We start from the raw sequence: 12,452 nt of genomic DNA, 5'->3' as shown, positions 1-12,452 counted from the left end.
GAGTAGCCATGTTCCAGTTACGCCGTAGCAGCATCTTGCTTGCCCTGGCATTGACTGCCGCGCCAGCGGCCTGGGCCGAACTGCCAGCCACGGGCGAGCCGCCCGCCGCCAGACAGGGTTGGAAGGCCGAGACCGTCGCGCAGGGCGTGCGCCAGCCGTGGGGCATCGCCTGGCTGGGCGAGGGGCGCGCGCTCGTCACCAGCAAGCAGGGCACCTTGCATTTGCTGAACGGCAAGAAATTCGAGGATGTGGCGCTGGAGGGCATGCCCAAGGTGTTTACGGGCGGGCAGGGCGGCTTGCTCGATATCGTGCTGCACCCGCAGGATGCGGGCAAGCCGCATCCGCGCGTGTACATGACGGTGTCCACGGGCAACAATGACGCCAATCGCACGACCCTGGTGCGGGGCGTGTTCGATGGCAAGAAGGTGACGGGTATCCAGACCCTCTTCAAGGTGGCGACCGACAAGAGCGGCGGCCAGCACTTCGGTTCGCGCCTGCTGTGGCTGCCGGACGGCACTTTGCTGATGAGCGTGGCCGACGGCGGCAATCCGCCGCTGCGCATAGGCGACCGCCTGGCGCGCGAGCAGGCGCAAAACCTGGCCACGCACCAGGGCTCCATCCTGCGCCTGACGGACGACGGCAAGCCGGCGCCCGGCAATCCGCTGGCCGCCAGGGGCGCCTTGCCGGAAATCTGGTCGTATGGCCACCGCAACGTGCAGGGACTGGCGCTCGACCCCGTTTCCGGCCGCGTATGGGCCACGGAACACGGGCCATACGGCGGCGACGAGCTGAACCTGGTGGTGGCGGGCGGCAACTACGGCTGGCCCTTGCAAAGCTATGGCGCCGACTATACGACGCATGAACCCGTCGGCAAGCATGAGGTGGCGGGCATGCTCAACCCGAGCGTGGCCTGGGTGCCGTCGCCGGCCCCGTCGGGGCTGGCCGTCTACACGGGCGACAAGATTGCCGCCTGGCGCGGCAGCATCTTCAGCGGCGGCCTGGCGGCCAAGGATATCCGCCGCATCGCCGTCGATGCGAATGGCAAGGTGACGGGGCAGGACCGCCTGGCCATCGGCGCGCGCGTGCGCGACGTGCGCCAGGGGCCGGACGGCTACCTGTATGCGCTGACGGACGAAGACAATGGCCGTTTGCTGCGCATCGTGCCGCAGTAGCACGGGCAGCGCCATCTTCGCTTAAGATGGCGCCTTTACTTCATTCAAGGTGGCGGCATGGCCCGTGATACTTATGCATACCGGCACGTTGCCGTCGAATCGCGCGACATACACGGCCGCGTGGAAATCCGCCCCGTGCCGGGCCAGGCTTTTTCGCCGGAACTGGCGGTGCAGTGCTCGCGCCGCCTGTCGGACTTGCAGCGCTACCCGCTGGGCAGCCGCTTTTTACTCTTTGCCAAGCTGACGGACCGCCTGGGCGGCACGCCTTTCCTGTATGCGTATCACGGCGACGCGGACGTGGTGATGACGCCGGCCGAAGTGACGAAATTCCTCGGAGAATTCCGCCGCGGCCGCATCTGATACCTACGAGGCGATGCAGGCCGCGCCGGCCTTGGCGCTGGCGCGCGGCTTGCCGAAGAGCGCGATTGTCAGCGCGCAGGCGAGGGCGAACGCGCCGCCCACCACCATCGCGCTCGATACGCCCAGCCGGTCGACGGCCATGCCGCCCACCCGCAAGGCGCCCGACGCCAGCGATACTTGTACGATGGCAACAAACAGGGCGCTGCTGCCTTCCATCAGTTCCGGCGCCGCCTTGAACATCCACGTCTGCACGGCAATCGGCATGGCGCCGAAACCGAAACCCCAGACGGCCACCAGCAGCATCGCCGTCGGCGCATGGCTGCCCAGCGCGGCCAGCGCCAGCGTGGACACGCCCAGCACGGCGCCCGTCGCCATCAGCGCGGCCCGTTCGTAGCGGCCGGCGGCCCAGCCGCCCACCAGGTTGCCGATAAAGCCGGCAGCGCCGTACACGAGCAGCATGGCGCTGACCGTGCCGGCCGCCAGGTGCGAGATCTGCGTGAGGAAGGGCGCGATATACGTGTAGGCGGCGAACTGGCCCGTGAACAGCATGGCCGTGGCGATCAGGCCCAGCCTGGCCTTGCGGATGCCGAAGATCATCGGCAACTGGCGCAGGCGGATGGCCTGCGTCGGCGGCAGCCTGGGCAGCAGCAACGCTGGCCGATGAAGACCAGCACGGCAATGGCGCTGGCCGCGCCGAAGGCCACGCGCCAGCCCACCAGCTCGCCCACCAGCGCGCCGGCCGGCACGCCCGCCACCGTGCCCAGCGAGACGCCGGCGAAGATGATGGACATGGCGCGCGACGCATGCTGCGGCGCCACCAGGCGCGGGCCGATGGCGCTGCCGATGGCCCAGAAACCGCCCACGCCCACGCCCAGCAGGGCGCGCCCCAGCAAGATCCAGCCATACGACGGCGCCAGCGCCACCAGCAGGTTCGAGGCGACCAGCAGGGCCGTCAGGGCCAGCAGCACGATGCGGCGGTCCAGGCGGCCCGAGCCGACGGTGACGAAGATGGCGGCGAACGCGGCGACGATGCCGGGCGTGGTGATCATCAGCCCCGCCTGGCCCTTGCTGATGGCCAGTTCGGCCGCCATCGCGGGCAGCAGGCCGACGGGCAGGAATTCGGAAGTGACGAGGGCAAAGGCGCCGATGCCGAGACGGATAATACCGCCAGCCAGGGCGCCACGGTGGTATCGTCGCCAGTAGCGTTGGAAAGTGTTTGCATGTGAGGTTCCTGAAAAGCCGGGAGGTTTTTAACCGGTCGGTATATAATCAGGGCAGGCAGACAGTGTTGTCAATAATTTTTTACCGAACGGTATGAAACAAGATAAAAAAGAGCAAGAGGGCAAGGCGAAAACGGGCCGGCCGCGCACCTTCGATGCGGACGAAGCGCTCGATTGCGCCATGAAGGTATTCTGGGAAAAAGGCTATGAAGGCAGTTCCTTGCCGGAATTGACGAAAGCCATGGGCATGAACCGGCCCAGCCTGTATGCCGTCTTCGGTAACAAGGAGCAGCTGTTCCACAAGGCGCTCGAGCGCTACAGCGATACGCGCATGCGCTTTTTCGATGCCGCGCTGGAACAGCCGACGGCGCGCCAGGTGGTGGAAGCCTTGCTGACGCAGTATGTCGACGCGCAAACCATGCCGGACGGCCCGCACGGCTGCATGGGCGTGAATGCGGCGCTGGCGTGCAGCGACGATGCCTTGCCGATCCGCGATGAATTGTTTGCGCGCCGGCTGCGCGGTGAAATCAAGCTGCGCGACCGTTTGCGGCGCGCGAAGGAGGAGGGGGATTTGCCGCCCGATTCCTGCCCGGAGCAGCAGGCGCGCTTCGTCGTGACCTTGTCGCAGGGCATGGCCATCCAGGCGGCGGCGGGCGTATCGCGCGAGCAATTGCAGCAAATGGTGGGCTTGCTGCTGCGCAATTGGCCAATGTAGCTACCGATGTAACTACCCCGTCGGCGAGATGGTCTTGGCCAGGTCGCTCGGCGCCTTGCGCCGCCAGGCGGCCGTCAGGGCGGCGGCCAGCATGTCCAGCTCGGCATCGGCCAGGCACACCGTGATGCCGGCCAGGCGTTCGCCCCACCACAGTTTTTCGCAGCCGGAGGGCGTGATGACGGTGGCGATATGCGCCGCTTCCGCATCGAGCAGCACGTTGATGTGCTCGTCGTCGGGCAGGGTGGCAAAGATCTTCCCGCCCACGCGGAAGGCTGGACGGTCGTGGTGATCTTCCTCGGTGGTGTCGGGAAACGACAGTGCCAGATAGCGTAGTTCTTCCAGGTCGACCATTCCTCTTTCCCCCTGTTCGGATAGATAGCAGCGTGACTACATTTTGCCACGCTGTTTCGCCCCGTGGTGCAGCGGCGTGCGAAAAGAAATGCGCAAGATGCGACACTGCCGCGCACGCTTGTGGTGCTTGCGCGACACCTCCGGCTACCGAGCAAGGGGCCCCATGCCCGTGCAGGCAGGGCTGTCGAGCCTGTTTTTGCCTGCTTGCCATAAAAGTATCTTACATGACTAAAAGAAAAATACTTTTCTTCCAGGGAATTTAAGATAAAATAGATTCAACGTTTCACCTGACCCGTCAACTGTCTGGTTTTGTCCCGGGAACCCGAACCCTTTCCAGGACGCTTGCAGTGCCGCCATGGCACGCCGCAAGTCCGCGATGTTTTGCGGCAGCCACGTCCCCGACCGCTCATCCTTGCACTTCCTGCGCTACGCCGACACGCCACAATGCAGCGTGTATTCAGCTCAAGCGCCCTCACGCCTGTTGCGCCCGTTGAATACTGATTGGAGACCATCATGAAAAACTTGCCCAGAATCGCCTTGTTCCTGATCGTTGCCGCTGTGTTTGCCAATGCGAACGCCAGCACCATCCCCTTGTCCACCGGCTACTGGAACGCTGGCGCGCACGATTCCGCCGCCTATGGTGCGGCGGGCGCTGCCAGCGATAATGGCAGCCAGTTCCTCAGCGCCTCGAGGTCCTTGCTGGTCGATAGCCACACTTTGCGCCTCTTCGAACTGGAAAACTGCTGCGATGGTGGCCAGCAAGTGCAATTCAAGGCGGCTGGCAACCATCCGTCCAGCATTGCCGGCACCGACGGCCTGGTGTCGGAAGTGTCGGAACCAACCATCTACGCCATGCTGCTGATCGGCCTGGGCTTGCTGGGCTTCACGGCGCGCCACAAACAGGACGACAAGTTTTAAGCACGAGTTCTGGCAGTATTCTGCGCCCTTCGCGGCGCACGTAAAAAAGCCCGCCGGTCTGTCAGGACACGGCGGGCTTTTTGCATGATAGCGGTTCAATCGCCGTTGTCCTCGTCTTCGTCGGCCCCCTTGGCCGCCTTGCCCCGTTCGGCGTCGACGGCGCGCTGCAGGCCTGCCGCACCGCGGAAGAAGGCGTCCGTCGTGTGATCCGGGCTCAGGCGCAGGGCAGGCGGGTAGATCGCCGACATGTAGGCCTCGTCGGCCAGGCGGCCGCTGATCTGCAGGTTGCTCAGTAAAATCAGGGTCGAGCCAAGGATGGCCAGCACGACGGCAACGAGGCCGAAGCGGCGCGGATGCTGCGGTTTGATCGTGCACAAATGGTAGTAGATCATCGCGCATACAATGACGATGAACATATGGCGTCCGTAGCGCGTCAGCACTTCCAGCGAGAATGCATACGCCGTCACATTGCTTGCCAGTTCCCACACTTCCATGGCCAGCAAGCCGCAGCCGATGATGAACAGGTGGCGGCCGAAGCGCGCCACGTGGCCGAACAGGCGGTTTGCCACGGCCCAGATCGATGCCCACACGAGGCCGCCTGCCAGCGCGTAGGCGATGATCATCAGGTAGGAAATCGGGTCGAAGGCTTCCGCATCGCTGAGCCAGTTGCTGAAGGCGGCGGAGGCGCCGATCATGGCCAGGCCGGCGACGGCGGGGCGCAAGCCTTCCCAGTCATGTCTGGTGGTATCGCCCAGTTCAGGCGCCACCGGATGGTCGCTGGCGCGCACGCGCAGGCGCGTGTGGCCCAGGCGCACGATGCTGTTGCCGCTCAAGGCCACGTGCAGTTGGCGCTGGCCCCGGTGGACCACGCCATTCTGGCTGCCCAGGTCGCGCAGCAGCAGGCCGCCCGCGCCGTCGTCCTCGACGATGGCGTGCCGGGCCGCCGTATGCGCGTCGTCGAGGATGAAGTCGTTGTCGTAGCCGCGGCCGATGTGGATCGGCAGGGATTCCATCCGCTGGCGCTGCCGTACCTCGCCATTCTCGGCGAGGACTTCGATGTAATAGGGAGGCTTCATGGCTTGCGGCTGCTTTCCCGCGACAGCGCTTCGAGGAAGGTGCGCGTGACGCGCATGCCGTTGGCGTAGGACACGCCGCGCGCGTCGATGCGGCTTTGCAGGCTCATGAGTGGCTCATCGGTGCTGGCCGCCAGCAGGGCAAAGTCGTACAGTCCCGTAAACTTGCGGTAGGCGCGCACGCACAGGACGGCGCGCAGGGGCAGGGTGGCGTTCTTGACGAACTGTTCGGTGCAATGGGGCCCTGTCAGGTGCGCACTCTTGTAGCTGCCGAAACTTTCATTCTTGAACGAGGCGCTGGCCAGCTCGGAGAAGCGCAGGGCGCCCAGTTCGCTGCTGCGCAAGAATTCGTGGCGCATCGACACTTGCCCCGTCTGCAGGGCGCCGGAAATGAAGATGGCCGATTCCATGGCGCAACTCGTGTTGTCGAGCATGTAGGGCTTGTCGGACTTGACGTTGGAGCGGCCCCAGCAGCGCATCTGGTCCGACTCGCGCACGGGCACGCGGTACGGCCCCATGGCTTTCAAGCTCAGCGGCGTGTCGAGCAGGCGCGCCAGCATGACGTCCTGGTGCGCCAGCAGCTGCGCCGTCACCAGCGGCTTGAAGTCCTTCGGCGGCTTGCCTTGCTGCGCCACCCTGGCCAGCAATTGCTGCGCATAGCGGGCCGGCACGAGAAAACTGACGAGTTCGCCGTCGAGGCGTTTCGACACGTTCACGCCGGCGACGTCGCCATTCGCCGTGACGCTGGGGCCGCCGCTCATGCCGGAATTGATCGGTCCCGTAAACATCAGCTGGTCGTAGAAGCTGCGCGTGACGACGCCGTTGTACGACCCTTCCGAAATGGCGAAGCCCAGGTCCAGCGGATTGCCCATCGAATACAGGTACTGGCCCTGGGTCAGCGGTGCCAGCGGCTCCGGCATCTTGAAAAAGCCCGTGCCATGGCGGTTCACGCGCAGCACGGCCAGGTCGTGCAGCACGTCGACGGCCAGCAATTCCACATTGCCCCGCTGGCCGCTGGTGTCGACCCATTCGCCCACATAGGTGTCCGGGTCGAGGGCGAATTGCGACACGACGTGATAGTTGCTCACTACCAGGTTGCCCGTGCCGATCAAGAAGCCTGAGCCGACCGACGATTGCGTGCGGCCGTTTTTCAGCAGCACGCGCACTTGCAAAATATCGGCGCGCGCGGCCGTGTACAGTTTTTGCGCGGCGGACGAGGGCGGCGGCAGGGACGCATGTTCGGTGGCGGCGGGCGCGGCGGTGGCCGGCGGCGGTTTTACAGGAGGAGTCGCAGCGGCGGGGGCCGCGTGGGCGCCTGCGGCAGCGCACAGGCTGGCCAGCAAGCAGGCGAAGTTAGATAATTTCATGCATCCTTTGTGCGTGAGCAGGAGCGACGCTGGCGCCCAGAGGGCGCGCCGCTGCGCGCCGGCCGGGCAATTATAGGGCGCCGTCTTCCAGCGCCGGCGCCGTTTCCGGCGTCATCATGTGGCCCAGCTTGCTTTGCTTGGTATTCAGGTAATGCTGGTTGAAGGCGTTGCGGTTGACCAGCAGCGGCACGCGTTCGGCCACCGTGATGCCCAGCGCTTCCATGGCGGCGATCTTGCGCGGGTTGTTCGTCATCAAGCGCAGGCTGTCGATGCCGAATTGCGCAAACATGGGCTTGCACAAGGTGTAGTTGCGCGCGTCGGCCTTGAAGCCCAGCTGTTCATTCGCCTGTACCGTGTCGGCGCCCGCCTCTTGCAGGCGGTAGGCGCGGATCTTGTTGATCAGGCCGATGCCGCGTCCTTCCTGGCGCAGGTACAGCAAGATGCCGCGGCCTTCCTCGGCGATGCGTTTCAAGGCGCCTTCGAGCTGGGCGCCGCAGTCGCAGCGCTGGAAAACAGCACGTCGCCCGTCAGGCACTCGGAATGCACGCGCGCCAGCACCGGCTCGCCGTTGCCGATATCGCCCAGCACCATGGCCAGGTGTTCCTTGCCCGTGGCGTGCTCGACAAAGGCGTGCAGGGTGAACTGGGCCCACGGCGTCGGCAGTGCGCAGGAAGTCGTGTAATCCAATTCGCCTGTCGCCAGGAGGTCTGCGCCGCTTTGCATGGTTGTGCTCATATAAGTAATTATCAAAAATAAAAGGCGCGCGACACCACTCCGGTGCCGGCGCGCCTTGCCATCATACCAAAAAGCAGGGAAACGTTTTTCCCCGGCTGCCTTTCGGTCGTTGCAATGTCTGGTGATGAACCTTACTTAGGGGCACTTCCTCCTTTTACAAGGTGGATGGATGGCTGGCTTTGCCTGGCGGATGCCGCCGCCAGCAGGCACGGGACGTCAGCTGCCGATGCGTCCGCCATCGTTCTTGGTGATTACGATGGTGGCCGAGCGGGGCGCTTGCCAGTCCCATAGCCGGCGTTGGCCGGCCACTGGCTCGTGTATTTGGACGGATCGCCGATATTTTCCAGCTTGGTGTTTTCGCCCGGATGCTGGATGTTGATGAACATGGTCTTGCCGTCCGGCGTTTCGCTGATGCCCGTGATTTCCGAGCCGACCGGCCCCACCAGGAAGCGCTTGAGCGTGTCGGCCGTGGGTTTCTTGCCGATGAAGGTGTCGACGGCCAGGTTGCCGCCGGCCGCCGTGGCGTAGTTCAGGGTGGACTTGGCGCCGTCGCCGACCTTGCCGGGGATGGCGGCCAGCATCATGCAGTTGGTCACGTCCGTGTACGCGCCATCGTCGGTCTGGATCCAGCAGATGCCCGTGTAGGGGCTGAAGGCGAGGCCATCCGGGCTCGAGAAATCCTGGTCGGCCGTCAGGTTCGACAGGTTGATCTTGCTGGCGTCGGCGCCGCTCTCGGCGCCGAACAGGTAGACATCCCAGGTAAAGCTGGTGGCTGCCGCCGCGCCCGTGCCTTCCTTGAAGCGGATGATATGGCCATTCGGATTGCCGTTTTGCGCGCTGCTGCCCTTCATGTCCGTGTAGGCGCGCGGGTTGCCGCCGTCCGGCGCCAGCTGCGACGAGCCGCTCGGATTGACGGTGCGGTTCGAGTTGTTGGTCAGCGTGTAATAGATCTCGCCGTTGGCCGGGTTGACCGAGCACCATTCCGGGCGGTCCATTTTTGTTGCGCCCACGGCGTCGGCCGCCAGGCGGGCGTTGACCAGCACGTCGGCCAGGTCGGCGAACTTGTAGGCGCCGTACGCCTGGATCAGCGCGTTCGACAGGGCCAGCTCGATCCACTGGCCGGTGCCGTCGGCGGCCAGCTTGGCCACGTACAGCTTGCCCGAATCGAGGTATTTGTCGCCCGTGGCGATGCGGTCGGCCGGGTTGGCGTCCGCGGCGGCCCAGACGGCGGCCGTGACGAATTTGTAGATGTATTCGTTGCGCGAATCGTCGCCCATGTAGACGGCCAGCTGCTGGCCCACGGCCGGCACGCTGAAGGCGGCGCTTTCGTGCGCGTAGCGGCCCAGCGCCGTGCGCTTGCGGATCGCCTTGGTTTTGTCGTACGGGTCCATCTCGACGATGTAGCCCATGCCGTTCAGCTCATTGCGGTAGTCGTCGCTGCCATCGGCCGATGCGCCGGTCTTGCTCAGGTTCCAGCGCGCGTACTTGTCGTCGCTGCCGCCTGTTTCCCAGCCGTGGCGCGAGGCGCCGCCCTGGCTGCGGCCATAGCGGTTCAGCGACACCACGGACTTGTCGCCGCGCGCGGCGTTGTCGGTGGCCGAGCGCGTGAAGTAGCCGGCCCAGTTTTCTTCGCCGGACAGGTAGCTGCCCCATGGCGACTTGCCCGTGCCGCAGTTGTTGATGGTGCCGCGCGTCTTGGTGCCGGTCGGCGAGTACTTGGTCACCACGAGGGCGTTGCCGCGCACGGGGCCGGCAAGCTCGATATCCGTCAGCGGCGTGACGCGGCGGTTGAAGGCGGAATCGTTGACGGTGGCCCAGGCGCTGCCCGTCTTCTTGACTTCCACCACGCTCAGGCCATGGACGGCCACTTCCTTGTCGACTTCGGCGGCGGGGCGCGGCAGCGTGGTGGTGCCGCCATTCACGTGCAGGAAGTGCGAGGACAGTTTTTCGTCGGTGGTCGCTTCGTGGTTCATCGCCAGCAAGCCCCGTTCGGCGCCGGATGCCAGCGGCGCGCCGGCGGCGGACAGGCCGTAGTATTCCATGCCGTCGTGGTGGTCGCCGGCGCGGTTGTCGAAATCGGTATCGCTGCCGTCGTTCTTGTAGGCTGGCGTGGCCGCGCGCAGCGAGTCGCCCAGCGCATACAGGGCGGTGGCCGTGTAGCCGGCCGGCACCGACACGACGTCGGCCAGGCTTTTTGGCACGGCCGTGAAGGCCAGCAGTTTTTCGGGCGTCGGCGTCGGCGTCGGCGTTGGCGTGACGGCGGCCGCATCGCTGCCGCCGCCGCAAGCGGACAGGCCCATCGAACCCATGACGGCGGTAGCGGCCGTGACGGCGCTGCCGCGCAGCCAGTTGCGGCGGCTCAGGCGGGCGTTCAGGATGCTGTTGAAATGGTTGTCGTGGGACGCGTTGCTGTCAATGTCGTTCAGATCGGTGGCGCGGATGGCCAGATCGTTGGGCTTGTTCATGGGCTGCGATGTCCTGTGGTTGCGTGATTTAAAGGCAACCGCATGATAGTTGTCGAATGTGACAGCGCCATGTCAGCTTGATGACAAAACGGTGACAGGCTGCCGGCCGTGCGGGCCGCGTCCATGACGGGCCCGTCCGGTCAGGCTGCCTTGGCCTCACTTGGTCTGGCGAAAGCCGCGCTGAAGATGGCCAGCCACCATCATTTAGGCAAATCGAACAGCAGGAATTCCGCGTCTTCCGGCTGGGTAATGATCACGGCCGCTTCCTGCGTCAATTTCAGCGCATCGCCCGCTTTCAAGGGCGTGCCGTTGACGACCAGGCTGCCGCGAATCAGGTGCACATAGGCAAGGCGGCCTTCTTCCAGCGCATGTTCGGCCTGTTCTCCTTCCTGCAGGATGCTGGCGTAGATGGCCGCATTCTGGTGGATCAGCACGGAACCCTGGCGGCCGTCGGACGAAGCGATCAAACGCAGCTTGCCCCGTTTGCTTTCCGGCGTGAAGTGTTTCTCTTCATAGCTGGGCGCAATGCCCGTCACGTTCGGCTGGATCCAGATCTGCAGGAAGTGCAAGCCATCCGTCGCCGAGTGGTTGAACTCGCTGTGGCGCACGCCGCTGCCGGCGCTCATGCGCTGCACATCGCCGTAGTGCAGCACGGAACCGGTGCCCATGCTGTCCTTGTGTTCGAGCGCGCCGTCGAGCACATACGAAATGATTTCCATGTCGCGGTGGCCGTGCGTGCCGAAACCCTGGCCTGGCGTGACCCGGTCTTCATTGATCACCAGCAAGGGGCCAAAGCCCATGTGCAGCGGATCGTGATAGCTGCCGAAGGAAAAGCTGTGGTGGGAATTGAGCCAGCCGTGGTTGGCGGCGCCGCGTTCTTCGCTATGACGAATCTGTAACATGGTGGACTCCGTTTTTAAAGGTTAATGTGCGATAATTTCGAAGGGCCGTTGCCTGGCAGTTGCCGTGGCGCCTGATCTGCCCGTCGCTGTACGATGGAGAAAGTATAGGGCGCCCAGCCGAGAAAGAAAAACGGAAAATCTACCGAGCTATGATCGAAAAAATCGAATGTTAAGACTGAGCCTGGAAGCCCTGCAAATCGTCGACGCCATCGACCGCCGCGGATCGTTCTCGTCGGCCGGCAAGGAGTTGCATAAAGTACCGTCCACCATTTCCTATACGGTGGCCAAGCTGGAAGACGACCTGGGCGTGCAGGTGTTCCAGCGCAATGGCCCGAAAGTCATGCTGACGGCGGCCGGCCAGGAATTGCTGAAAGAGGGCAGGTATCTGCTGAAGGCGGCGCAGGACCTCGAACACCGCGTGCGCCGCGTGGCTTCCGGCTGGGAAACGGAATTGTCCATCGGCATCGATTCCATGTTTTCCGCCGTGGCGCTGGCCGATGACGTGCGCGCCTTCTATGACGTGGCGCAACAGACGCGCTTGCGCCTGTCGCAAGACACCCTGTCGGGCACCTGGGAAGCGCTGCTGGACCGCAGGGCCGACTTGCTGGTGGGCGCGCCCGGCGACGGGCCGGCCGGCGGCGGCTATATCGCGCAGCCGATCGGCATGCTCGACTTCGTCTTCACCGTGGCGCCCACGCATCCGCTGGCGCAGGTGCCGGAACCCCTGTCGCGCGGCCACCTGCAGCAGCACCGGGCCGTGGTGGTGGCCGATTCGGCGCGCCAGATGGCGCCGCGCACGGTGGGGTTGCTGCTGGGACAAGATGCCTTGAGCGTGCCCAACATGCAGGTCAAGTTCGATTATCAGGTGCTGGGGCTGGGCTTTGGCTTCCTGCCGGGGCCGTGCGCGCGCGCCGCCATCGCGCGTGGCTTGCTGGTGGAAAAGGCCGTGGAAGAGCCGAAACCGTCGGAAACGTTTTACCTGGCCTGGCGCGTGGGCGAGGATGGCGCCGCGCTGCGCTGGTGGATGGCGCGCATGCGCGAACCGGACGTGTTTGCCCGCCTGGCGCAGCATCTGCCTGGCCATTCGGCGTAGGCCTTAAAATGTTGACATACGCCAACATTTTTAAGTTACCATATTCACAGTATTTCCCGCCCGACCTCCATGCCCCATAGT

General features: G+C 64.7%; 11 protein-coding genes and 2 pseudogenes. 5 read left to right on the top strand and 8 right to left on the bottom strand.

Going from position 1 to position 12,452, the window contains the following annotated elements:
• Nucleotides 1–8 precede the first annotated feature (8 nt).
• Together ACQVLG_RS28915 and ACQVLG_RS28910 are read left to right on the top strand one after the other, a co-directional pair.
• Nucleotides 9–1,172, top strand: a complete 1,164-nt coding sequence (locus ACQVLG_RS28915; RefSeq protein WP_474292073.1) for a PQQ-dependent sugar dehydrogenase — start codon at nucleotides 9–11, stop codon at nucleotides 1,170–1,172.
• A 57-nt stretch (nucleotides 1,173–1,229) separates the two neighbouring features.
• On the top strand, nucleotides 1,230–1,532 hold the full coding sequence (locus ACQVLG_RS28910; protein ID WP_474292072.1) for a hypothetical protein: 303 nt from the start codon (nucleotides 1,230–1,232) through the stop codon (nucleotides 1,530–1,532).
• A 3-nt stretch (nucleotides 1,533–1,535) separates the two neighbouring features.
• Here ACQVLG_RS28910 and ACQVLG_RS28905 read toward each other — a convergent pair whose 3' ends face one another.
• Nucleotides 1,536–2,183, bottom strand: coding sequence for an MFS transporter (locus tag ACQVLG_RS28905; protein ID WP_474292071.1), 648 nt, complete (start codon nucleotides 2,181–2,183; stop codon nucleotides 1,536–1,538).
• Nucleotides 2,126–2,623 (bottom strand): MFS transporter, encoded by a 498-nt coding sequence (locus ACQVLG_RS28900; RefSeq protein ID WP_474292070.1) that lies wholly within the window; start codon nucleotides 2,621–2,623, stop codon nucleotides 2,126–2,128. Before ACQVLG_RS28900 ends, ACQVLG_RS28905 begins: the two co-directional genes overlap by 58 nt.
• A 223-nt stretch (nucleotides 2,624–2,846) precedes the next feature.
• Here ACQVLG_RS28900 and ACQVLG_RS28895 point away from each other — a divergent pair, with 223 nt between their 5' ends.
• Complete coding sequence (locus tag ACQVLG_RS28895; RefSeq protein ID WP_230540391.1) at nucleotides 2,847–3,467, top strand: TetR/AcrR family transcriptional regulator; 621 nt, start codon at nucleotides 2,847–2,849, stop codon at nucleotides 3,465–3,467.
• Nucleotides 3,468–3,479: 12 nt separating this feature from the next.
• On the opposite strand, the gene ACQVLG_RS28890 is transcribed toward ACQVLG_RS28895, so the two are convergent.
• A complete protein-coding gene (locus ACQVLG_RS28890) occupies nucleotides 3,480–3,818 on the bottom strand; it encodes an MmcQ/YjbR family DNA-binding protein (RefSeq protein ID WP_230540392.1) in 339 nt (112 codons plus the stop codon).
• 513 nt (nucleotides 3,819–4,331) lie between these two features.
• Here ACQVLG_RS28890 and ACQVLG_RS28885 point away from each other — a divergent pair.
• Nucleotides 4,332–4,736: a PEP-CTERM sorting domain-containing protein gene (locus ACQVLG_RS28885; RefSeq protein ID WP_077409214.1), complete on the top strand. Its 405-nt coding sequence runs from the start codon at nucleotides 4,332–4,334 to the stop codon at nucleotides 4,734–4,736.
• Nucleotides 4,737–4,831: 95 nt separating this feature from the next.
• Here ACQVLG_RS28885 and ACQVLG_RS28880 read toward each other — a convergent pair whose 3' ends face one another.
• The 5 genes and pseudogenes from ACQVLG_RS28880 to ACQVLG_RS28860 form a co-directional block, all read right to left on the bottom strand.
• Nucleotides 4,832–5,812 (bottom strand): FHA domain-containing protein, encoded by a 981-nt coding sequence (locus ACQVLG_RS28880; protein ID WP_474292069.1) that lies wholly within the window; start codon nucleotides 5,810–5,812, stop codon nucleotides 4,832–4,834.
• Entirely contained in the window at nucleotides 5,809–7,176 is a 1,368-nt protein-coding gene (locus ACQVLG_RS28875) for a S1 family peptidase (RefSeq protein ID WP_230540395.1), read from the bottom strand. The genes ACQVLG_RS28880 and ACQVLG_RS28875 overlap by 4 nt, the downstream gene beginning before the upstream one ends.
• A gap of 70 nt (nucleotides 7,177–7,246) precedes the next feature.
• A pseudogene (gene ribA, locus ACQVLG_RS28870) lies at nucleotides 7,247–7,899 on the bottom strand (GTP cyclohydrolase II).
• 228 nt (nucleotides 7,900–8,127) lie between these two features.
• Nucleotides 8,128–10,376: pseudogene (locus ACQVLG_RS28865) on the bottom strand (PhoX family protein).
• Nucleotides 10,377–10,576: 200 nt separating this feature from the next.
• Nucleotides 10,577–11,278: a pirin family protein gene (locus ACQVLG_RS28860; protein ID WP_474292068.1), complete on the bottom strand. Its 702-nt coding sequence runs from the start codon at nucleotides 11,276–11,278 to the stop codon at nucleotides 10,577–10,579.
• A 166-nt stretch (nucleotides 11,279–11,444) separates the two neighbouring features.
• Here ACQVLG_RS28860 and ACQVLG_RS28855 point away from each other — a divergent pair, with 166 nt between their 5' ends.
• Nucleotides 11,445–12,371 carry a LysR family transcriptional regulator gene (locus ACQVLG_RS28855; RefSeq protein ID WP_230540400.1) on the top strand — a complete coding sequence of 309 codons (927 nt, stop codon included), beginning with the start codon at nucleotides 11,445–11,447 and terminating at the stop codon, nucleotides 12,369–12,371.
• Nucleotides 12,372–12,452 lie beyond the last annotated feature (81 nt).

The sequence above is a fragment of the Janthinobacterium sp. TPC_1 genome (assembly GCF_056037845.1).
This window is presented reverse-complemented; position numbering and strand designations above follow the sequence as displayed.